We start from the raw sequence: 22,207 nt of genomic DNA, 5'->3' as shown, positions 1-22,207 counted from the left end.
CCGAACACCGATGGCGCCTGACAAAGAAAGGGATCAGCAATGCGCATCAATGATCTGCCCCACACGACACTGACGCGGCGCACGGCTCTCGCCTCTGCTGGTGCTTTTGCAACAGCAAGTGCGTTGTCCCTTCCAAGTTTTGCCCAGGATCAAACACAAGGAGATTTTGACATGGCAGAGATCACTACCCCCGACGGCAATCGCATTTTCTTCAAGGATTGGGGCCCGCGCGACGCTCAGCCCATCGTCTTTCATCACGGTTGGCCGCTCAGCTCCGACGACTGGGACGCGCAGATGCTGTTCTTTCTCTCAAAGGGCTACCGGGTGGTGGCACATGACCGGCGCGGACATGGCCGTTCGGAGCAGGTCGACAGCGGCCACGATATCGACCACTACGCCGCCGACGCCTTTGCCCTGGCCGAAGCGCTGGACCTGCGCAGCGCAGTGCATATCGGCCATTCCACCGGCGGCGGCGAGGTCGCGCGCTACGTGGCACGGCACGGTGGACCGGCTGGCCGAGTGGCCAAGGCCGTTCTCGTCGCCGCCATCCCGCCGCTGATGCTGCAGACCGAGACCAATCCCGAGGGCACGCCGATGGAGGTTTTCGACGGCTTCCGCGCGGCCCTCGCCGGAAATCGCGCGCAATTCTTCCGCGATGTGCCCGCCGGTCCGTTCTACGGGTTCAACCGAGAGGGTGCGACGGTCCACGAGGGCGTCATTCAGAACTGGTGGCGGCAGGGCATGATGGGCAGCGCCAAGGCGCATTACGACGGCATCAAGGCCTTCTCGGAGACCGATCAGACAGAGGACCTGAAGGCGATGACCGTGCCGACGCTCGTCCTGCATGGCGAGGATGATCAGGTGGTGCCGATTGCGGCCTCGGCCGAAAAGGCGGTCAAACTGCTGCCCAATGGCACGCTCAAGACCTATCCGGGGTTCTCGCATGGCATGCTGACGGTCAACGCCGACGTGCTGAACGCCGACCTGCTGGCTTTCATCACGGGCTGAAACACCCATGGCCCGCCCTGCTGCGATTGTCCGTGCAGGCAACGCCTATCGTCCCAAACAAAGGAACTGTGCCATGTCGAAACGCGATGCCACTTTCCCACCAAACGCCACGCGCTTTGGCAGCGGTCGGCGTCTGCTGGCTCGCCGGTTTTGATGTCGAGATCACGGTGATGGCGCGCATTCCGGGTTGATGCCCGATCAATCGCGGCACCTTGAGGCAAGCGAAAACACCCAAGAACACATGAAATCACCCAAGGAGAGAGCACATGACCAAGCCTGAACTACTAACCCCGGACAATTGCCAGATCATCTTTATCGACCACCAGCCACAAATGGCCTTTGGCGTTCAGTCGATCGACCGGCAGGTTCTGAAAAACAATGTTGTGGCCCTCGCCAAGGCGGCCAAGGTGTTCGACATCCCGACCACGATCACCACGGTCGAGACCGAAAGCTTCTCTGGTCACACGTATCCGGAACTGCTGGAAGTCTTCCCCGATCATCCGCTGCTCGAGCGCACCTCTATGAACTCCTGGGACGACCAGAAGGTGCGCAATGCGCTCGCCAAGAAAGGCCAGAAGAAGGTCATTGTCTCTGGGCTCTGGACCGAAGTCTGCAACAACTCTTTCGCCTTCAGCGCAATGGCCGAGGGTGGCTACGAGATATTCATGGTCGCTGACGCCTCCGGCGGGACCTCGCGGGAGGCGCATGACTACTCTATGCAGCGCATGATCCAGGCCGGGGTTGTGCCGGTGACCTGGCAGCAGGTGATGCTGGAATGGCAGCGCGATTGGGCGCACCGTAAGACCTATGATGCCGTCATGAGCCTCGTGCGGGAGCATTCTGGCGCTTATGGCATGGGCGTCGATTACGCCTACACCATGGTTCACAAGGCGCCTGAGCGGGTCGAGCATGGAGAGCGTCTGGCACCCGTAGCCGCCGGATCGGCCGCCGCCGCCGAATAACGATCTCGATGCGCCGGGTCCGGCGGCTGCTCTGCCCCGCAGCCGCCCCATTCCCTGCCGACGCATCGAGCGGGCCTGCATCGCCCCGCAGGCCCGCCCTTACTTTCAGGCTGGGGTGAAGAGTGCGGCTGGGACGTTTGACATGCACGAGACGCGACAACACCCGATCAAAACCGCCGCGCCGGTCACCCGCCGGTGGGTCACGAAATCAGGTGCCGCGCTTGGCGCGCTTGGGTTTTTTGCACCCGACACTGCGCAGGCACAATCCAACACGGAGGACGGCATGGCCGACACGATCATCAGAAACGCGCGTGTGACGACGCTTGATCCCGCGACGCCAGACGTCGACGCCGTCGCGATCCGGGATGGTCTCATCTTGGCAACGGGAAGAGAGAACGAGATCATGTGGCTGGCAGACTCGGACACGCATGTGATCGACGCGGGCGGCCGTCGCGTGATTCCCGGCCTCAACGACAGCCACACACATCTGATCCGTGGCGGGCTCAACTACAATATGGAACTCAGGTGGGAGAACGTTCCCTCGCTCGTTGACGCGCTGCGGATGCTGAAGGAACAGGCGGACCGCACCCCTGCCCCGCAATGGGTCCGCGTCGTCGGCGGCTGGTCCGAATTCCAGTTCGCCGAACGGCGCATGCCGACGCTTGACGAGATCAACACCGCCGCGCCCGACACGCCCGTTTTTATCCTGCACCTCTACGGTCAGGCGTTGATCAACCGGGCGGCCATCGCGGTGCTGGGTTTCGGGAAGGAGACGCCGAATCCGCCGGGTGGCGAGATCCAGCGGGACGCCCAAGGCAACCCCACGGGCCTTCTAATCGCCAAGCCCTCGGCGCTCATCCTCTATTCCACCCTCGCGATGGGGCCAAAGCTGCCCCTCGAGGAGCAGATCAACTCTACCCGCCATTACATGCGCGAGATGAACCGCCTCGGTATCACATCGGTGATCGACGCCGGTGGCGGCGGCCAGAATTATCCGGATGACTACGCCGTCATCCAGCAGCTGCACGACGCGGATCAACTAACGGTTCGAATCGCGTTCAATCTTTTTGCACAAACTGCGGGTGCAGAGCTTTCGGACTATGAGAACTGGGTAGCAATGACCGAACCCGGTGCTGGATCGAACATGCTACGGATGAACGGAGCGGGTGAGAACCTGACTTGGTCGGCAGCGGATTTCGAAAACTTCCTCGAACCCCGTCCCGATCTCGTCCCCACAATGGAAAGCGAACTGGAGCCGATCGTCGAGCTGCTGGCGGTGAACAAATGGCCGTTCCGCATCCATGCGACCTATGACGAAACGATCGACCGGTTCCTAACCGTCTTCGAGCGTGTGAACCAGCGCCAGCCCTTCGAGACGCGGTTCATCATCGACCACGCAGAGACGATTACGCCGCGCAACATCGAGCGGATCACGGCGCTTGGCGGCGGCATCGCCACGCAGCATCGAATGGCGTTCCAGGGGGAGTATTTTGTAGACCGCTACGGCGCGGAGGCGGCGCAGGCGACACCGCCAATCCGGCGGATGATCGACATGGGCACCCCGGTCGGTGCTGGCACCGATGCAACACGCGTGGCTTCTTACGACCCGTGGGTCAGCCTCTACTGGATGACCACTGGCAAGACGCTGGGCGGCATGCCGCTTTACAGCGAGGACAACCTGCTAACGCGCGAGGAGGCGCTTCGGCTCTGGACGCATGGGTCGGCATGGTTCTCGGGCGAGGCGAATGAAAAAGGCACGCTGGCGCCCGGCATGTATGCCGATCTCGTCGTGCTCTCGGCAGATTACCTGAGCGTGCCGCCTGACGAGATCCGGCAGATAAACGCCGTCCTGACCATGGTCGGCGGCCGTATCGTGCATGGCGAGGGCCCGTTTTCCGATCTTGCACCGCCGCTGCCGCCCGCCTCGCCGGGCTGGAGCCCAGTCGGCGCGGTCCCAAGTCCGGGCGCACGGCAGGCGACCGGTGCCACCGAGACGCGTATTGACCGCGCATGCCACGATGGCTGCGCCAGCGCCTGCTCGCTGCACGGCCATGACCACGGAATTGCCTGGACGAACCCCATTCCCGTGAAAGACGTAAAGTCCTTCTGGGGCGCGCTCGGCTGTTCGTGTTTTGCGGTGTGAAGGGAGGCAGGATGGATTGGAAACCCTATGCTGTGTCGTTTGCGTTCGGGCTCGCCGTCGGGGGGCTCTACGCACTTTTTGGCACACGCTCGCCCGCGCCGCCAATCATCGCGCTGCTTGGCCTGCTCGGAATGCTGCTGGGCGAGACGGCGGTTTCATGGCTTAGGGACCGGACGACAGCCGCAGGGGCCACCGCCCATTGCCTGCACGCGAAACATTTCGCAACGTCCGAGCGTCAGGAGACGGAGGGATGACGCGCTGTCTTGCACTTCTGTTCGCAGTGACGACCGCGCATATGGCCGTCGCCGAACAACTTGTCTTTGAAGGACGGATCGAAGCCTCCGACCGTGCGGTCCTGTCCAGCCGCCTGAACGGCGTCGTAGCTGAAATCCTCTTCGAGGGTGGTGATCACGTCAAAGCGGGTCAGCCGCTGATCCGTCTTGATCCGACCGATGTGGCACTCGCACTGGAGATGACCGAGGCGCGGCTTGCCGAGGCGCAGGCACGCCTCGACGGGGCGGCCCGGCGAACCGCCCGTCAGGAAGAGATGCTTGACCGCGGGGTTGCTGCGGATGCGACTGTGGGTCCCGCCCGCACCGAAAGGGCGATGGCCGAGGCCGCGGTTGCGCTGGCAGAGGCCGAGCGGCGGCGGGCCGCGCTCGATCTCGAACGTGCGATCATACGCGCCCCGATCACTGGCCTCATCTCGCCGCCAGCCGTTGCCGTCGGCACCTTCCTCGAGGCGGAGGTTGCCCCGCCACTGGCTACGATCATCACGCTTGACCCGGCGGTCGTCGCCTACCAAGCACCCTATGCTGAACGGCTCGCCTCCCTCGAAGCGACCGGGTCCAGGACGGTTGCCGAGCTGCTTGAAAGCGTCCGAGTAAAATTGCGGCTCCCCGGCGACAGGATCTATCCCGGAGAGGCGAGCCCCCATGCAGCAAGCCCCGAGGTCGACGCAGAGACTGGCACCGTAACCGTGTGGGCGCGGTTTCCAAACCCCGATGCGCTGCTGCGGCCCGGCATGGCCGTAATGGTCCTCTCGGAGATCGGCCAGACCGAGGTAGCGCAATGAGCGAGACCGCCGCAGTTTCGATGCCAGTGTCCTTGGCCTTCGCCCCTCAGGGGTGCAGGGCTTTGGCGATCCTTGGGCTTGCGACGGCCGTTTCTACTCTCGGAAGCTGGATGCACGATTTCGGCGCGCGCAGGCTTGGGCCTGGAACTTTTGCATCAAGCGCCGCGCCCAAGATATACTCTCTGGTGACCACAGCCGGTCGCCAGCCCGAAGACACCTAAACAGGAGACCAAAACATGAGCTGGAGCCCTTGCCCCGACCCAACCCTCGGTGACGCCGAAAGCGTCGATGCCATTGAGACAGTCATCGTTCCGCGCGCTGTCGATCTCGGCGAGATGACTGTGCGCAGGGCCCTACCCTCGACCGCGCGTCAGATGGTCGGGCCCTTCATCTTCTTCGACCAGATGGGACCAGCCGAGTTCCTAACCGATCAGGGCATTGATGTACGGCCGCATCCGCACATCAACCTCGCAACTGTAACCTATCTCTTGGAGGGGGAGATCCTGCACCGTGACAGTCTCGGAACCGAACAGGCGATCCGTCCCGGTGCCGTGAACTGGATGCGCGCGGGCCGCGGGATCGTCCACTCCGAGCGGACCGCGCCCGAGCTCAAGCGCACCGGGCAGCGGCTATTTGGGTTGCAGACCTGGATGGCGCTACCGGCTGCGGCAGAAGAATCCGATCCGGCCTTCATCCATCATGGTGAGCCGGACCTGCCGACCATCGAGGACGGCGCGCTGACTCTCCGCCTGATTGCGGGCGCGCTCCACGGCGTGCGCTCGCCACTCGCGACGGCTTCTGAGACGCTCTATGCCGACATCGCGCTGGCGGCGGGCGGGACCTATCGCGTGGAGGCCACGCAAGACGAGCGCGCACTCTACATCCTGACCGGCCCGATCGCTGTCGATGGAAAAACTCACGAGCCCGGGACCTTGCTGATCCTCGCTCCGCGCGCCGAGGCGGTGATCACGGCCGAGCGCGACGCTCGCTTGATGCTTTTTGGCGGCGAGCCAATGGAGGGCCCGCGTTACATCTGGTGGAACTTCGTCTCTTCGCGCCCCGAACGCATTGAGCAGGCTAAGGAGGAATGGCGGCGCGGCCGCTTCGACACTGTGCCCGGCGACGAGGCGGAATTCATCCCGCTGCCCGAGACGAACAGTCCCCAGCAACGCGCCACGGGCCGTGAGGATCACCAGGCATGACCGCCATCCCGGGGCTGCACCACGTCACCGCCATCTGCTCTGCCCCGCAGACCAATCTCGATTTCTATACCGGCACGCTTGGCCAGCGGTTGGTGAAGAAGACGGTCAACTTTGACGATCCCGGCACGTATCATCTTTACTACGGGGACCGCGCCGGAACGCCGGGGACGATCATGACCTTCTTTCCCTTCATCGGTTCCGGACCCGGACAGGCGGGTAACGGCATGGCCTCTGCCGTGGCCTACGCCTCTGATGCAGCGGGCCTTGACGCATGGGTGGACCTTTTGGCGCAGGACGATGTCAACTTTGACGGACCAAAGGAGCGGTTTGGTGCCAGGGTGATCACGCTCGCCGACCCCGACCGGCTGTCCATCGAAATCGCCGAGACCGCCGACATGGCGACCGGCGGCTTCCATTCGGTCACGCTACGCCTTGCCGATCCAGAGCCGACCGCGCGGCTCCTGACCGGGATCATGGGCTACGAAGAGCTTGGCGAGGAGACCGGCCTCGGCCTGTCGCGCCTGCGTCTGCGCGCGCCGGGCGGAGAAATCGGCAGCGTCATTGATGTCGTGCGCGACGATGCCACAACAACCGCCCGACAGGGCGCGGGCACCATCCACCACGTCGCCTTCCGCGCCCGCGACACCGAAGAGCAGCGCAACTGGCAGGAACGCTTGCGTGCCGCGAGGCTCGACGTGACGCCGATCATCGACCGCCAGTACTTCACGGCGATCTACTTTCGCGAACCGGGCGGCGTGCTCTTTGAGATCGCCACGGACCCGCCGGGTTTTGCCATCGACGAGCCGGAGGAGGCACTGGGCCGCACCCTGATGCTCCCCACGCGTTACGAACCGGACCGCGCGCGCATCGAGCGCATTCTCCCGCCACTGTCCGGGCATATATGACGGACGATCCGCACAGTGCTGGCCGCATCCACCGGCGCGGGCCTAGCTAGCCCTCGTGCTCCTGCACAGCCGGGGGCTGAGACCAATGAGACCTTCGACTGCGGCGCGGCCCTTGTTCCGGCCAGTGCTGCATTGTTCGCACCCTGGGCGGGCGGGCGGCACCTGAAGGCCGTGGGTGGCCTGTCTGGCGGCCTTGTCGGCACTGGTGATGCGACGGGCGCCCCTTTGGTGGCCTCAACGGTCATACCCCGAAACACTTTGACTACGCGGCCGATCTGGCCGAATTGCCTAGCTACTTTGGCTGCCACACCCGCGACCTGCATGTCCCGCTTGCCCGCGTGCGAGAGGGCGAAACGGTCCATGCAGGCTCGCAAGCTGATTGTCGAATGGCGATACACCCCGGTGCCTGACACGCGACCACAACGCACGATATGTCCACTCTGCGCAGGCTGCTATCTGACCCGGCCCAGACATAGCTCTTCTTTCGCGTCCGCCATTTGAGATTATTCGTCAACCTATCGCGCCACCCTTTTAACTTCGAGCATCCCAAACTCAGATTTTCTCATTGGGAAGCGCATGATCTTTGCACCCCGAACCGAGGTCGCGCATTGAGACGCATAGCGTCTTTCCATCTCACTCCGTCGAAGCAGCGGTGGCCCCGGCATCCGTGCCTTGGACGGCCTCAGCCGCCCCCTTGGCTGCCGCATCGATCACGTCGGCAACCGCCTTCGGCTGCGTCAGGAACACGACATGGCTGCCGCGCACCTCAGTCGTCTCGGCGCCGATCCGACGGGCAGTGCTGCGAAGGAGATCTGGCGCGATGGCACCGTCCTCGGTGGCGACGACAAACCAGCTTGGCTTGGTCTTCCAGGCAGCGACAGTCACCGGCGCTGCAAGTGCGGCCATCGCGATTGGCACTTGAGCATCACGCAGAAACGCCGCCTCGGCCTCATCGGTGTCACCTGCAAAACCGGCATGGAAGTGGTCGGCATTCAGGTAGGCAAAGCCGTCCGGCTGCTCTTCGGGCACAAAGTTCGGGGGCGGCGGGATCTCGGAGTACTGATCAAGCGTGGATTGGCCAACCTCGGGCGCGAATGCGGCGACATAGACGAGGCCGACAACCTTCGGATCGGTGCCGGCCTCGGTGATCACGCTGCCGCCATAGGAGTGGCCCACGAGAATGACCGCGCCGTCCTGCCTGTTCAGCACACGCTGGGTTGCCGAGACATCGTCGGCGAAAGAGGTCAGCGGGTTTTGCACGATGCTCACATCATAGCCACGCGCGGTCAGCTCATCATAGACCCCGCGCCACCCGGATCCGTCGGCGAATGCACCGTGGACAAGGACGATGTTAGGGACGGGGTCGGCATTGACGCCGAAGGCGACACTGCCGGCCAAGGCTGCGGCGGTCAGGGTTTTCAAGGTATTGGGCACGGTCGTATCTCCTTTGTGAGTTGGAACACAATGCTGCCGCTGGTCGTCGCGCCGTGAAGCGTGAACGGACAGTCATCAAGCGCAGGCGCGTTGAAGGGACCAACAAAGCGCCACTGGTCACGCCGATCACAAGACCAACGACCAGCGAAATCACATCGAGTTGAAGATGGCGCAGGAGTTCGTGGCTCGCGGAACGGCAATGGGTACATTCTAGCGAGCGCCCTTATGCCCTGCAGCGCCGAAGCTGTCGCGAAGGTGCCGATCTTGCTGCCTTTCTGATTTGTGCCTGAGAAACAGAGCCGCGAGACTGGGGCTGTTTCGGTCGAGCGCCCTTCTGCGGACGCATCTGGCCACCGCGACTATGGTCTCGCCCTCAGAGCAGGCCACGCCGGACGACCGCTATGAGACGCGTGCGAGGTCATCCAATCTTCATCCGGATCAACGGTGGCCGGTTCTGACGGACCCGTTCGGCCCCCCGACAGCCGACAGATCTCGGCATTGTCCGGCATCCCGACCAACCACAAAGTTGCGGTGCACAAGCCTTTTGCAGTTTGCGTTCAGCAAGGCAAGCGCGCTTGGCAAAAGCGACATCACAGCAAGATCGGCACTCTCACGGCAGTTCCCGCGCCGCACTCCTCAGGCATCTTCTCTAGTTTTTGTCATCAGGACTCACCTCTTTCTCATACGCAAAGGATGACATCATGACCTTCCGCAACGGCCTCGACTCGCTTCTTCGACCCGAGGATTCGGTCCTCGTTCTGATCGACCATCAGCCCTATCAACTCGCAAACCTGAATAGCCACGACCCGCACATGGTGGTGAACAACACCACCGCACTGGCCAAATGCGCAAAGGTATTCGGCGTGCCCACAATCCTGACAACCGTCATCGCCGCCCGGGGTGGCGACCTCTTCCCCCATGTCAGCGAAGTGTTCCCCAACCAAGAGGTGATCGACCGCACGACAATCAACACCTGGGAAGATCCGAAGGTCGTGGAAGCGGTCAAGGCGACCGGCCGCAAGCAGTTGGTTATCGCCGGTCTCTGGACAGAGATCTGCGTGGCAATGCCCGCACTCCAAGCGGCGGGCGAAGGCTGGGACGTGACCGTCATCACCGACGCGTCTGGTGGCACGTCGGTCGAGGCTCATGAGGTCGCTATTCAGCGGATGATCGCGGGCGGCATCAACATGATGACTTGGCTGGCACTGGCATCGGAATGGCAGCGCGACTGGGCCCGGGCCGAGACTGCAATCGCTCTTAACGACGCCCTAAGGGACCATCTTGGCGGCAGCGCCATCGCCTATCTGTGGGAACAGCAGCTGCTCAACACAGAGGTTCCAAGCGTCGCCGCCTAACCTCGGCGGGGATGACGAAGCGCCTGGCCGCTCCCTCTTACGCGTTCAAGGACACAGGTGCCGAGATCGCCTTGGCCTCTCAATAGGGCGGGCAGCCGCCCAACGTCCAGACCGGCCAGACGCGGCGGTTCAAGGCGGATAGAGAGGCCAACAGGCTCGTTACGAACACGGCCAAACAGGCGAACGCGCGTGCGCTGATCGAAAGCTGTCTCGGGGCAAACAAGCCGGTCGCCCTAAGCTGCCATGCGCCCGGCGTCCTGCGCCATGTCACGGCGCCTGACCGGCACCGATGTCGCCAATACGGAGCACGGGCGCATTCCAACCGTGCATTCGTTCCTTTACCAACCGGGCACTTGTTCGGTGCCCCCCGTTTCGACCGGCACAGGCCCTTGCATGCCAGGCATTGTGCAAAACCCTGCAGATATCCAGCGATTGACCGCGCGGGCCTGCCTGTCCGCACCATCTTTGAACCCGAAGGCGCTGAGCCTACTGCGCCCAATCCTACATCAACCCTTTGCTCGGTGAGTGATATGGACCTTTCTGCCTACCTTACATTCGTCATTGTCAGCGCCGTCCAGACCGCGACGCCTGGCCCCTCTACGTTGTTCATCGTGAACAACGCCGTCGCCCACGGCTGGCGGCGCGCACTGGGCGCGCTCAGCGGCGATCTAGTCGCAATCGCGCTGCTGGCCACGCTGTCCGTCGTCGGATTGGGGGCGCTGCTCCAAACCTATCCTGCCGCCTTTCTCACACTGCGCCTTGCCGGAGCTTTTTACATCATCTGGCTCGGTTTGACCTTTCTACGCGCCGCGCCCCCGCAACCACATCCGTCGGCACAAAAGACCATCCACGAACAAAGTGGATTGGCGCTTTGGATCAACTCCTTCGGCGTTGGCATCAGCAATCCCAAGGCCGTACTCTTCTTCGCCGCGTTGTTTCCCCAGTTTCTTCCGGCTGGCAGCGGAACGGCTGTCTTGGCCCTTTTGGTTTCAACATTCGTGGTCGTGAAATTCGTCATTCTCGGGGGCTACGCGATCGGAGCGCGACAGGCGGTGCGGCTCCTGAGCAAGCCCGAACATGCAAAGCGTGGACGCATGCTGACCGGCATCATCTTCCTCGCCTTCGGGGCGATGATGATCTGGTCTGCGCTGACCGCCACATAAGACCACGTCGCAATGCACGGGCTGACCCGCGACTGGGCCGAAGCGCCTCAGATAGGCGTCGACATCTTCCGCGTCGAGGACGGGAAGCTGGCGGAACACTGGGAGGTTCTACTGAGCAAGATGCCAAAACTCTTGGCACCGCCGGCCTGATGATGTTCGACCCTGGGCAAGACACGCATCAACCCTGAACGGAACATGCGTGAACGTCCCTTTTCGTTGGGTCTGGGACATACGTCCCGGCTTACACCGGCAAGCATCACCGCAGCGTGTAGGAGCGCACCGGGTCACGAACGGCCCTGCGATAATCGGACGGGCTCACGCGCATTAGCTTGACGAAAACTCTGGCGAGGACCTGGTTGGACGAATAGCCAACCTCAAGCGCGATCTGCGTGACCGGCAGGTCCGTGTGTTCGAGCAGTTCGCACGCCTTCTCCACTCTCAGGCGCGTCATGTAGACCCGTGGCGGCACCCCGACGCTCTGTTTGAACATGCGGGCGAAATGGTAGGGTGAGAGCCGCGCCTCGGCCGCCAGATTATCCAGACTGATGTCTTCCGAGAACCGCTCATGCATCAGCTCGAGGCAACGACGTTCTGCCCACGGCGCAAGGCCGCCCCTTGCCGGAGCAAACGGCGTTCCGCCCAAGCGGCAGAGTTCGGCGAGGATCTCACAGCCTGCGGCCCGCGCAAGCAGCCGCGACGGTGCCCCTTCATCCTCGCAGAGTGCCCAAAGGTTCCGCAGCGCCGACCGGATGGACGGCGAGTCCAACACTAGGCCGTAGGTGAAGGAGGTGTCTAACGAGAACCGACCGTCGGCGGCCTCGTCGAGCACGTCCTGCCACTGCGCCAAGGGAAACACCAAGCTACGCAGCCGATGGCTTTCGTCATTGATCACTGTGGTAGCAAAGTCAGGCGCGGCCAAGGCGAGAGTGCCTTTACCGGTTCTCACATCAAAGCGGCCTCCTCCCAAGTTTCCCCTGACACGACTACAGCCAAGCATGTCCTCCATTAGGACGATGTCCGGCAAGGCCGGGCGAGACATGTCTCCGGCCGGGCGCGCCACTTCCAGAAGATCCAAGACCCCACCGGATGATTTTCTGGCCCGCACATAGGACGCATGTTGGCCCTCGCTGTGCCACTGGGCGAATGAAGAATGCGCATGAAAGGTCATTGTCGTCCCTCTAGAGCCACACGCGCGCCAAAGGGTTTTCGCGCCCGTTGATTAAGACGCCTGTCGACCTTCGCGATGGGGAGGACGAATATGCAGGCAGTGTCATCGTTGCATCTCCCATCAGGGAGACAAGCCGAACTTCAAAACAAACATGTCTGTTCGGCAGCGTTGGTACCGATGTTTCACTATCTACGTTGACCTCGAGAATATTAGTCGAATCTGACGTTGATCGCAACAAACGAAGACCGATGACGCGGCGGCGGTTCGCCCTGAGTGCTCCCCATGGTCAGGAGTTTGTTGCGCCACCAAAAAGCAGGAAGAGGTTGCATCAAGCGAAAAACGTCTTGGGCATCGCGACGCAAACCTGAGTTCAATCTGCTCTTCTTGCCAAATATTATGTATTTGATAGTCATATATAAATCAGGAAAAAATCCCGATAACGGGCAAGGATTTCTTACGAAAGCCACCATCAAGTCCTGTTGCAACATCTTTTAAGGCACAGTTGATTGCGGCGACTAAATCAGGTGCTTTGGTCGGGCAATTGACGGGCGTCAGTTCGTTATGGACGGCAAATCTATCCGCAAGAGCGGTGCCATTGCAGCAATGTCAGCGCGTCGTTTCCGCCATCATCGGCTGCTTCGCTTTCGTGGCCAGGCGCGGCGTGGTCGGGCCATGGCCTGACACGTGCCATGAAATGCGCTGTCGATTTGTCGGAAAAGGCCGGGTGATCACGTCGGCGCGGCACCACACCCTCTGGCGTAACGGCCACTGACCGATAGCAGGAATTCAAGCCATTCGCAGAAACTCAACCGTCCAGAGCAAGCCCGATACAGATACCGGCAAGTAGACGCAGTGGACTAACTGCGACCTTCCGCACGCAGACCCGAGTGACCGGCCCGTGCGCATCAAATCGCAAGAGCGGCATCGTCGTAGCAGGATCAGGAACGTGGGGTCGGACGGCACGCGCTAGACCTGTCTCACTGCAACGCTTTGCGCCCAAACCTCTGCGAACCAGCACGATCTTGTGTGGGCGGACAAAGCAAGCCGGAAAACGGCATGGCTCCAACGAACAGGATTGACCATGACTACCCAAGATTCCCCGACATCACGTCTGACAACCACTGCTGGCGCACCCGTCGCCGACAATCAGAACAGCCTCACCGCCGGGGATCGTGGCCCTGTTCTGATTCAGGACTGGCAGCTGATCGAGAAACTGGCCCATCAGAACCGCGAGCGAATTCCCGAACGTGTTGTCCATGCAAAGGGCTGGGGCGCGTATGGGACGTTGAGGATCACAGGCGACATATCGCATCTGACCTGTGCAGACGTGCTGCAACCCGGCACCGTGACGCCAATGATCGCGCGCTTTTCAACCGTGGCCGGGGAAGCGGGTGCTGCAGACCATGAGCGGGATGTGCGTGGCTTTGCGCTCAAGTTTTATACCAACGAAGGCAACTGGGATCTGGTCGGAAACAACACGCCGGTCTTCTTCGTGCGCGATCCGCTCAAGTTTCCAGACTTTATCCACACGCAAAAACGCCACCCGCGCACCAACCTGCGATCGCCCACCGCCATGTGGGACTTTTGGTCACTCTCACCCGAGAGCCTGCACCAGGTGACAATGCTGTTCTCGGATCGAGGCCTGCCCGTCAGCCCAATGCATATGAACGGCTATGGCAGTCACACCTACAGCCTCTGGAACAACGAGGGCACTCGGGTCTGGGTCAAGTTCCACTTCAAGACCCGACAGGGTCATCGCCATTACACGAACAGCGAAGCGCAAGACGTCGTGGGGCGAACCCGCGAAGGCTATCAAGAGGCGCTGTTCGGCGCGATCGAGGCGGGGGAGTTCCCGCAATGGACTGTAGAGGTGCAGATCATGACACAGAACGAAGCCGAGGCGTTCGCGTTTAACCCGTTCGATCTGACCAAGATTTGGCCCCATGCGGAGTTTCCCCCGATCAAGATCGGCGTGCTCGAACTTGACCGCAATCCCGACAACTATTTTGCCGAGATCGAGCAGCTTGCCTTTAGCCCGTCAAACGTCGTGCGCGGCATCGGCCACTCGCCGGACCGGATGCTGCAGGGCAGGATCTTTGCCTATGCCGACGCCCATCGCTACCGGCTGGGCACCCACTACGAGGCGCTGCCGGTCAATAGGCCGCGCTGCCCAGTGCATCATTATCACAAGGACGGGGCGATGCGCTTTTTCGATGCCGCAGCCAATCCGGACGCCTATTACGAGCCGAACAGCCTAGACGGTCCGCAGCAGGATGCGTCCTTCGCCGAACCAACGATCGACCTGCAGGGTCCGGTCGGCCAGTTCGACCATCGCGACGGCAACGACGATTTCATCCAGCCGCGCGCGCTGTTCCAGCTTTTCGACCAAGAGCAGAAAGACCGGCTCTACGCCAATATCGCCACGGCTATGTGTGGCGTTCCTGCCGCCATCACCGAGCGGCAGATCCGGCTGTTCCACCGGGTTCATCCAGATTTCGGCGCGGGTGTCTGCGCGGCGCTTGATGCGATGGACCCGCAATTCTGAACCAAGCCAGCGCGGAAAGAATGAGATGAATAAATCGGGGGCCCCCTCGAAGCAGGCCTTCACAACAGAGCCGACAGAGACGCTATCGACACGCGCTACCGACGGGAATGCCGAGCCGCCTTTCAGTCGACAGAGGATCGGATGACCAGAGTCCATCTGACACAGGGTGAAGGGAGAAGAAACGCGATGAGCACCGAGTGGCCTCACCTCGACTACCTCGGGTGGCGAGAGACCTGCTCTGCCCTCCACCTATTTTTGCAGATTGCAGGTAAATACCGGCTCGCGCATACGCCGTGGCTTAACCATTCCTGGAACGCGACATTCTATGTCACGCCGACGGGGCTGGCATCTTCTCTGATCCCCGACGGTCCGGGCATCGAGCTCCTGTTCGACTTTCGAGAGCATATGGTCGTGGGAAGCTGTGGCAACGGCCACCGGGCGTCTTTCGCGCTCGGGCCGACCACGGTCGCGGCATTTCGTGCAAAGTTCGAGACGCTGATCACCGACCTTGGGGGCACGCCGAGCTTCAACGATACCCCGAACAAGGTGCCCTACCCCGTGCCGTTCAGCGAGGATCATCGCGACCGGCCCTATGACCGGGACGCGGTGCAGCGCTACCATCAGGCATTGGTGGCAATCGACAGGGTGTTCCACCGGTTCCGAACGTCCTTTGTCGGCAAGGCCAGCCCGGTCCACCTGTTCTGGGGCGCGCTGGATCTCGCCGTGACCCGTTTTTCGGCGCGGCGCGCCCCGCTGCATCCCGCCGGGATCCCGTTTCTGCCAGACGACGCGGCGCAGGAAGCCTATGACCGCGAAATGTCCGCCGCCGGGTTCTGGCCGGGCGGCAATGGCATCGACTACCCCGCCTTCTATGCCTACGCCTATCCGTCCCCCACCGGGTACCGAAGCGCGCCGGTGCGTCCCGACGCGGCCTTTTGGCACGCGGGGCTGTCAGAATTCATGCTGCCCTACGAGGCGGTACAGAGCGCGCCAGATCCCGAAGAGACGTTGATGGCGTTCTTGGTCTCGACCTACGAGGCCGCGGCCAACCTTGGCGGATGGGACCGCGACCTTCTGGAATGCGCCCATGGACGTCCGCGTCACGTGCGCGCGCCCAATGCCACACAGACAATTGCCGTCTTGGCAATGGATGGCACGGTCGAGCGGGAAGACGGCCCGTCGAAGGGGCGCTATCGGCTTGTCGTTGATGGTGTCGAGGCCGAGATGAGCTATAGCCGCGTCAGCGCAAGCCAGATCATCATTGATCACACCGAAATCCCCGACGCCTTGCGCGGTCGCAAGGTCGGAGCAAGGCTGTTGCAACAGGCGATCGAGGACGCGCGGCAGGATCAGGTGGTCATCATCCCGCTCTGCCCGTTCGCGAAGGCAATGATCGGTCGCCATCCAGAATGGCAAGACGTGTTGTCCCCATCAAAGACCTGACCGTCGTGGATCGACCTTGTGGGCTCAAAGCCCTTGGCGATTTACGGATCACGGTTTCCGAGGGCCTCTATCCGGGCGACACTCTGTTCGCACTGTCACGCGAAGCCCCGGAGCAGCTTGCGTTCTCACACGCTGGCCTTCTTCTAAGGCTCCCCCTCACGAACTCAGCCTTGAAACGACGAACACCAAATTCGAACACCTGAACTGGCTTCAACCATCTATCCGGGCCAGAAACCGCCGGAGCCGCACATCCTGTGGCGCTTCGAAGATCTGCGCCGGTGTGCCCTGCTCGACGATCTTGCCACCGTGCATGAAGAGGATGCGATCGGCGATCTCGCGGGCAAACTGCATCTCGTGGGTGACGATAAGGATTGTCTGTCTCTGCTCCGCAACCCGGCGCATCAGATCGAGCACTTCTCCGACCAACTCCGGGTCCAGAGCAGAGGTCGGTTCGTCGAACAGCATCAGTTCCGCTCCAAGTGCCATCGCGCGGCCAATGCCGACCCGCTGCTGCTGCCCGCCGGATAGCGCCGCTGGATAGCTGTCGGCCTTGTCGGCGAGACCGGTCTCGGCAAGCACAGCTTTGGCGCGCGCAACGGCCTCGGACTTGGGCAAGCGCTGCACTGTTATCAGCGCCTCCATGATATTCTCAATCGCCGTCTTGTTGGCGAAAAGCGCGTAGTTCTGGAACACGAACCCGGTGCGCCGCCGCAGGCCAAGGATGTCAGAGTTGCGTGCATGGGCGGCATCCACCGTCAGATCGCCAATAGAGATCAGACCAGCATCCGGCCGGTCGAGGTAGTTGAGGCAGCGAAGCAGGGTCGATTTTCCGGTGCCCGAGGGACCGATGATCACCACTCGCTCGCCCGCCGCAATGTCGAGGTCGATACCGTCAAGGACAGGCTTTCCGCCGAATGTCTTTGTCAGTCCCCTGATCGAGATTCCGGTCGTCGATGTCATCGCGCGTAAGCCTTATCGAGATAGCTCTCCAAAGCTTTCTGGCCCTGATTGAGCGCTTCGACCATACCCCAGTAGATCACCGCCACGACAAGAAAGGCCTCGAAGTAAAGGAAGCTGCCGGCAGCTTCTTTCTGGGCGGCGCCCATCATCTCGGTGACACCAAGGGTAAAAGCGAGCGAGGTCGCCTTGAGCATGTCGATGAAGTAATTGACCAGCGTTGGCGCCGCCACACGGGCGGCCTGCGGCAGAATAATGCGCTGCATCAACTGCCACTGGGTCATCCCAATAGACTGGCCCGCCTCCCACTGGCTGCGGTCGACGCTGATAATTGCGGCGCGGATTGATTCTGCCATATAGGCCGCGAAGTGCAGCATCAGACCCAGGATCGCCGCCGTGACCCCGTCGATCCTGGTCAGAACAGACAGTACCTGTGGCAGCCCGTAGTAGAACAGAAAAAGCTGCACCAGAAGCGGAGTGCCGCGAAAGAAGCTGATAAAGACAATCACCAGCCAATCCAGAATCGGCACACGCACGACCCGTTCAACCGCCAGAAGGGCTGACAACACCAGCGCGCAAACCATGGCCACTGACGCCATTGCCAGCGTCAGCGGCACATAGCTCAGGATCACCGGCATCAAGCCGACCATGTACCCGATGTCGAGCCCCTGCACGGACTATTCCGCCAAAAGCGTGGTGATGTCGGACCCGAACCACTTCTCAGAGATCTCGGTCAAGGTGCCGTTCTCGCGCAAAACGACAAGTGCTGCATCGACCTTGGAGCGCAGCGCGCGGCCGTCTTCGTCATCACGAAACGGCAGGGCGTTGCGAATTTCCGAGAACGGCTGGCCAGCCAGTTGCAGCGGCAGTGGGCTTTGCTTGATCACCTGAGCCGAGGACACCCGGTCCATCACAAAGGCATCGACGCGGCCAAGTGCGGTGTCCTGCTCGATATTGCTGTCGTAGGTCCTGATCTCGACCTCACCGGCAAAGGGCAGATCGCGCAGCAACTGTTCAAAGTTCGAACCGAGGTTTACGGCCACTATCTTGCCGCGCAGATCGTCGACCCCGGCGATAGCGTCATTGCCCTTGCGCGTTACCACTTGGGCACCGTCGATCACATAGGGTTCGGTAAAGGCGAACTTCGCCTCTCGTTCTGGCGTGATGGTGATTTGGTTGGCAATGGTGTCAATACGGCCCGCATCCAGCGCACCCACCAGCCCGGAAAAGGACATGGTTTCGAATTGGATGTCGAGATCGGCCACCTCGCCCACCGCATTCATGACATCAACTTCAAAACCCTGCAGGACATCTTGGCGCACAAAGGTGAAGGGGAAATAGGCGCCGGACATGCCGACAGTCAAAGTGCCGTCCTCGGCCTGAGCAGCGGCGGCAGAAGCGGCGACAAATCCGGCCAGAGTGGCGGCGCGAAGGATATAGGACATGGCGAGAGACTCCTTGGTGTCTGCAACAGGGGCAGAGATGCCCACCCATGTGGGCAACCACAAGAGCGACCGGAAATCAGGTCCCGACATCCCCACAGACGGGAAATATCGGAATGGACCGAGCATTTTGGCCGCAATCTTTGAAACCCGTTCCATCAGAACGACCGGAACCGCGACAAATGTCCCTGAGCTGAGATGTCGTTTCCAGCCGCAACGCGGTTGGGCATGGCGGCTATGCATCCGACGCAGGGGAGATTGGCCGCAGTGAAGGCTATGGTCTTGGGCGATGTTCCGGAGCCCCGCTTTTTCGCCTTGACCAGTCATTGGCCCGCATAGCCCAGTCCAAGCCAGTCGGCCACCTCGGCGACGTCTGCGGCGGTTAGCTCATGGCCGCTAGGTACTGTTCGGGTGCCGACCTGCGCACCCTGCGCCCTCAGATTATCGGCCAGCACCGGTGCACAACTGTCCTGCCCATTGACCATCAGCACAAGCGTTCCAGAGAGATCCTCCACCGGTAGCGGATCAAGGACCTGAACCGCGCGTAGCAAAACAGCACGGCGTACAGCAGACGGGTAGACCTGCATCACGGCGGCCAGAAAGTTCGCGCCGTTGGAATAGCCGAGAAAGAAAAGCCGGGTCACATCGATCCCGTAGTTGATCACCGCGTCCTCGACGAAAGCGGCGAAGGCTGCGGCTTCGCTTTGGATATCGGCCTGATCGAATGTCGTGGCGTCGAACCGGCGGAACCAGCGATTGATCTGTTCCTCGGTGGCCCGGCCACGCACCCCCAGAAGCGTCGCCTGCGGGGCGATGCGGCGCGCGATCGGCATCAGATCGGCCTCGTTTCCTCCGCTACCGTGGAGCAGCACCAGAGTAGTGCCGTCGGGCCTTTCTGGCCGGTTGAAGCGGTGCACGAAGGGGAGCTTTCGGACGGGGAACCGCTCGTCGCCCGGCATCGAGAATTGAGGCAGCATGGCCTCGATATCTTGGGTGTGGCCCGCCACATGCGGCGGAAAGAACAGGGTCCGGCCAAGGGCCTCCGGTGCTTCGTCAATGGTCATGCCCGGCCCGTCAGTGGCGTATTCCATCAGGATACCAGCCGGATCGCGAACATAGAGCGACAGGAAGTACTTTCTGTCATGAATTTCTGTCGGCCCATGATCCAGGAGCGCTTGCCGCAGAGTTCGGATGTCATCGGCATCCTTCGCCCGAAAGGCCACGTGATCGGGCACGCCAGCCCCTGCGACGGATGGTACGAAGCCCGATGCGTCCCGGACATCGACCACATCTGTCTCTGACGTCATGCGTTGCGTCAGGCCTGTGTGTTGGGCGTACTTATAGCCGAATACTGTCAAGAACTCTGCGGTTTCTCTGGCCTTATCAGTAAGGACGGTTACGCCCCGCAAGCGTATGGGTCCCTCCGGAAGCGGAGCGGGGGTCGACAAGGCGACGCCAACCAGTTTCACGATCAGCCCGTCTGGATCCCTGAGCCGCAGAACCGGCTCTCCGAATTCGCGCGATGGCCCCTCGAACGGGACACCCGCCGCGAGCGCCTTGCTCAGCCAGCTTTCGATGGAGGCCGGGGGAACCGCTAGTGCAATTTCCAGAACCTGGCCGATGCCGGTGCGTCCGCGGCCTGTGGCCTCCCAGACGAGGAAGGTCAGAAGGGATCCGGGGCTGCCCAAGCCATCGCCGTAGATCAGGTGCAATTGCTCGGAATCCGCATAGCCCGCCGTCCGCTTGACAAGTTTGAGGCCAAGAAAGCCGACATAGAAATCGACATTGGCCTGCACATCAGCGGTGATGCCGGTGACGTGGTGAAGTCCACTCATCATTCCTCTGGCATCACCTGCGCTCACGCCCTGCCCTCCCGCGCAATGATCTTCTGGACGGCGGCTCCTGCGGCGATCCTGTCACGCAGCCTCTGCACATCGGAAAAGTTCTGAAGCCCGCCTGGCAGAATTTTCGCCCCGAAGCGGATCATCGGGAAAGCATAGGCATCAATCACCGATCGTCCGCCGAGATGGCGGTTCGGAATGCCGAGTTGCTGAGTGGCCAGCTTGACCCCGGCCCCGACCGTTGCCTGCCGGGCTGCTTCGCTCTTGTTGATTGTGTGGCGGTTGGGCATGAAGATCAGCCAGAATGAGGCGTAAAGCTCCGAGGTGAGAAAGGCAGACCAGCATTTCGCGCGGATACTATCACCGCCGGACAGTCCGGCCTCCGATAGCTTTTGCCCTAGATCATCGAGGATCGCGCCGGCCCGAGTCAATAGCCAGCCGCTGTCTTCCCGAAAGGTTGGAACAGCGCCGGCGGGATTCACGGCGAGAAGCTCCATTGAGCCGACCCTTATCTGGACCGCCTTGTAGGGTGCTCCGATCCATTCCTGCACGATGTGCGGTACCAGAGAGCAGCCAGCCGGGGCGTAGTAGACAGTGGGCATTGCGTTCCCTTTCCGGGATGAACTGTGACGTCAGAGATCACCGCGTGATATGCGCGCATGATGGACGCAGCATACCGGCGACACCCCATCGCGTCAGGCCGAGCGCGCGAAGGCAAGAAGATCGGCATTGATGAGATCCGGATGCGTGGCGAAAAGCCCGTGTGAAAGGCCGGTGTACGACTTCAGCGTGCCATCCCTGACCAGCCAGATCGCCTTGTGGGCCGAATTCGAAATCGGCACGATCTGGTCATCCTCGCCGTGCAGGATCAGAACCGGTGCGGTGATCGCTTCCATATCCTCGCTGAAATCGGTCTCGGAGAATGCGGCGATGCAGTCGAAATGTGCCTTTGCGCCGCCGGACATGCCCTGCCGCCACCAATTGTTGATCAGACCCTGACTGACCTTCGCGCCATGCCGGTTGAAGCCGTAGAATGGGCCGCTTGGCAGATCGAGAAAGAACTGCGCTCTGTTGGCTGACAGCGCAGCGCGCAACCCGTCGAAGACCTCTGGCGGCACGCCATCCGGATTCGCATCGGACCGCACCATCACCGGCGGGATCGCAGCGATCAGCACCGCGCCAGCGACACGGCCCCGCTCGGCCCGCGCCGCATAGCGCGCAACCTCGCCGCCCCCGGTCGAATGCCCGACATGGATTACGTCGTGCAGGTCCAGCGCCCAGGTGATCTCGGCAACATCGGCAGCATAGGTGTCCATGTCATTGCCGGTGTCGGTCTGGTCGGATCGCCCATGTCCGCGGCGGTCATGGGCTATGACGCGGTAGCCATGGGACAGGAAGAACAGCATCTGGTTGTCCCAATCGTCGGCGCTCAGCGGCCAACCGTGGTGAAACATGACGGGTTGGGCATCTTTCGGACCCCAGTCTTTGTAGAAAAGGCGCGTCCCGTCGGATGTGGTGACAAATGCCATGGAAAAGCTCTCTGAAGTGCAACTTGAGTTGATGG

19 protein-coding genes are annotated in these 22,207 nt (G+C 61.7%); 11 read left to right on the top strand and 8 right to left on the bottom strand.

Translation table 11 applies throughout. From position 1 onward, the window contains the following. Positions 1-171: 171 nt before the first annotated feature. From GC127_RS13840 to GC127_RS13810, 7 genes are all read left to right on the top strand, one after another. Positions 172-1,008 carry an alpha/beta fold hydrolase gene (locus GC127_RS13840; RefSeq protein ID WP_199861255.1) on the top strand — a complete coding sequence of 279 codons (837 nt, stop codon included), beginning with the start codon at positions 172-174 and terminating at the stop codon, positions 1,006-1,008. Positions 1,009-1,274: 266 nt separating this feature from the next. Further along, complete coding sequence (locus tag GC127_RS13835) at positions 1,275-1,970, top strand: hydrolase (RefSeq protein WP_151978664.1); 696 nt, start codon at positions 1,275-1,277, stop codon at positions 1,968-1,970. Between the two features lie 142 nt (positions 1,971-2,112). Next, positions 2,113-4,113, top strand: coding sequence for an amidohydrolase (locus tag GC127_RS13830; RefSeq protein WP_151978662.1), 2,001 nt, complete (start codon positions 2,113-2,115; stop codon positions 4,111-4,113). Between the two features lie 11 nt (positions 4,114-4,124). Next, complete coding sequence (locus GC127_RS13825; RefSeq protein WP_008280001.1) at positions 4,125-4,367, top strand: XapX domain-containing protein; 243 nt, start codon at positions 4,125-4,127, stop codon at positions 4,365-4,367. After that, positions 4,364-5,188, top strand: coding sequence for an efflux RND transporter periplasmic adaptor subunit (locus tag GC127_RS13820; RefSeq protein WP_151978660.1), 825 nt, complete (start codon positions 4,364-4,366; stop codon positions 5,186-5,188). Before GC127_RS13825 ends, GC127_RS13820 begins: the two co-directional genes overlap by 4 nt. A gap of 236 nt (positions 5,189-5,424) precedes the next feature. Continuing rightward, the gene (locus GC127_RS13815; RefSeq protein ID WP_151978658.1) at positions 5,425-6,390 is read left to right on the top strand and encodes a pirin family protein; all 966 of its coding nucleotides are present in this window, start codon (positions 5,425-5,427) and stop codon (positions 6,388-6,390) included. Continuing rightward, positions 6,387-7,295 (top strand): ring-cleaving dioxygenase, encoded by a 909-nt coding sequence (locus GC127_RS13810; protein ID WP_151978656.1) that lies wholly within the window; start codon positions 6,387-6,389, stop codon positions 7,293-7,295. Before GC127_RS13815 ends, GC127_RS13810 begins: the two co-directional genes overlap by 4 nt. 633 nt (positions 7,296-7,928) lie before the next feature. Here GC127_RS13810 and GC127_RS13805 read toward each other — a convergent pair. After that, positions 7,929-8,729 (bottom strand): alpha/beta hydrolase, encoded by an 801-nt coding sequence (locus GC127_RS13805; RefSeq protein ID WP_151978654.1) that lies wholly within the window; start codon positions 8,727-8,729, stop codon positions 7,929-7,931. A 701-nt stretch (positions 8,730-9,430) separates the two neighbouring features. Here GC127_RS13805 and GC127_RS13800 point away from each other — a divergent pair. Both GC127_RS13800 and GC127_RS13795 read left to right on the top strand, forming a co-directional pair. Next, complete coding sequence (locus GC127_RS13800; protein WP_081507983.1) at positions 9,431-10,084, top strand: hydrolase; 654 nt, start codon at positions 9,431-9,433, stop codon at positions 10,082-10,084. A gap of 530 nt (positions 10,085-10,614) precedes the next feature. Next, a complete protein-coding gene (locus GC127_RS13795; protein ID WP_151978652.1) occupies positions 10,615-11,247 on the top strand; it encodes a LysE family translocator in 633 nt (210 codons plus the stop codon). A gap of 256 nt (positions 11,248-11,503) precedes the next feature. Here the strand turns inward: GC127_RS13795 and GC127_RS13790 are convergent, their stop codons facing one another. Next, positions 11,504-12,415, bottom strand: a complete 912-nt coding sequence (locus tag GC127_RS13790) for a helix-turn-helix domain-containing protein (protein ID WP_008279992.1) — start codon at positions 12,413-12,415, stop codon at positions 11,504-11,506. Between the two features lie 1,081 nt (positions 12,416-13,496). On the opposite strand from GC127_RS13790, the gene GC127_RS13785 reads away from it, so the two are divergent. Beyond that, entirely contained in the window at positions 13,497-14,960 is a 1,464-nt protein-coding gene (locus tag GC127_RS13785; RefSeq protein WP_151978650.1) for a catalase, read from the top strand. A gap of 186 nt (positions 14,961-15,146) precedes the next feature. Next, complete coding sequence (locus GC127_RS13780; protein ID WP_151978648.1) at positions 15,147-16,403, top strand: DUF5996 family protein; 1,257 nt, start codon at positions 15,147-15,149, stop codon at positions 16,401-16,403. 210 nt (positions 16,404-16,613) lie between these two features. Here the strand turns inward: GC127_RS13780 and GC127_RS13775 are convergent, their stop codons facing one another. From GC127_RS13775 to GC127_RS13750, 6 genes are all read right to left on the bottom strand, one after another. After that, positions 16,614-17,363: an amino acid ABC transporter ATP-binding protein gene (locus tag GC127_RS13775; protein ID WP_081507979.1), complete on the bottom strand. Its 750-nt coding sequence runs from the start codon at positions 17,361-17,363 to the stop codon at positions 16,614-16,616. Beyond that, the gene (locus GC127_RS13770) at positions 17,360-18,034 is read right to left on the bottom strand and encodes an amino acid ABC transporter permease (protein WP_151978646.1); all 675 of its coding nucleotides are present in this window, start codon (positions 18,032-18,034) and stop codon (positions 17,360-17,362) included. Before GC127_RS13770 ends, GC127_RS13775 begins: the two co-directional genes overlap by 4 nt. A 3-nt stretch (positions 18,035-18,037) precedes the next feature. Further along, entirely contained in the window at positions 18,038-18,805 is a 768-nt protein-coding gene (locus GC127_RS13765) for an amino acid ABC transporter substrate-binding protein (RefSeq protein WP_199861254.1), read from the bottom strand. A 320-nt stretch (positions 18,806-19,125) separates the two neighbouring features. Continuing rightward, entirely contained in the window at positions 19,126-20,640 is a 1,515-nt protein-coding gene (locus GC127_RS13760) for a VOC family protein (protein ID WP_151978642.1), read from the bottom strand. Positions 20,641-20,660: 20 nt separating this feature from the next. Next, positions 20,661-21,245 carry a glutathione S-transferase family protein gene (locus tag GC127_RS13755; RefSeq protein WP_151978640.1) on the bottom strand — a complete coding sequence of 195 codons (585 nt, stop codon included), beginning with the start codon at positions 21,243-21,245 and terminating at the stop codon, positions 20,661-20,663. Between the two features lie 93 nt (positions 21,246-21,338). Further along, entirely contained in the window at positions 21,339-22,172 is an 834-nt protein-coding gene (locus GC127_RS13750; RefSeq protein ID WP_151978638.1) for an alpha/beta fold hydrolase, read from the bottom strand. Positions 22,173-22,207 lie beyond the last annotated feature (35 nt).

Origin of the sequence: Roseovarius sp. EC-HK134, from assembly GCF_902498815.1 — a bacterium.
In the GTDB taxonomy this organism is placed as follows: domain Bacteria; phylum Pseudomonadota; class Alphaproteobacteria; order Rhodobacterales; family Rhodobacteraceae; genus Roseovarius; species Roseovarius mucosus_A.
The sequence above is the reverse complement of the archived record's forward strand: the minus strand, read 5'-3'. Positions and strand labels throughout refer to the sequence as shown.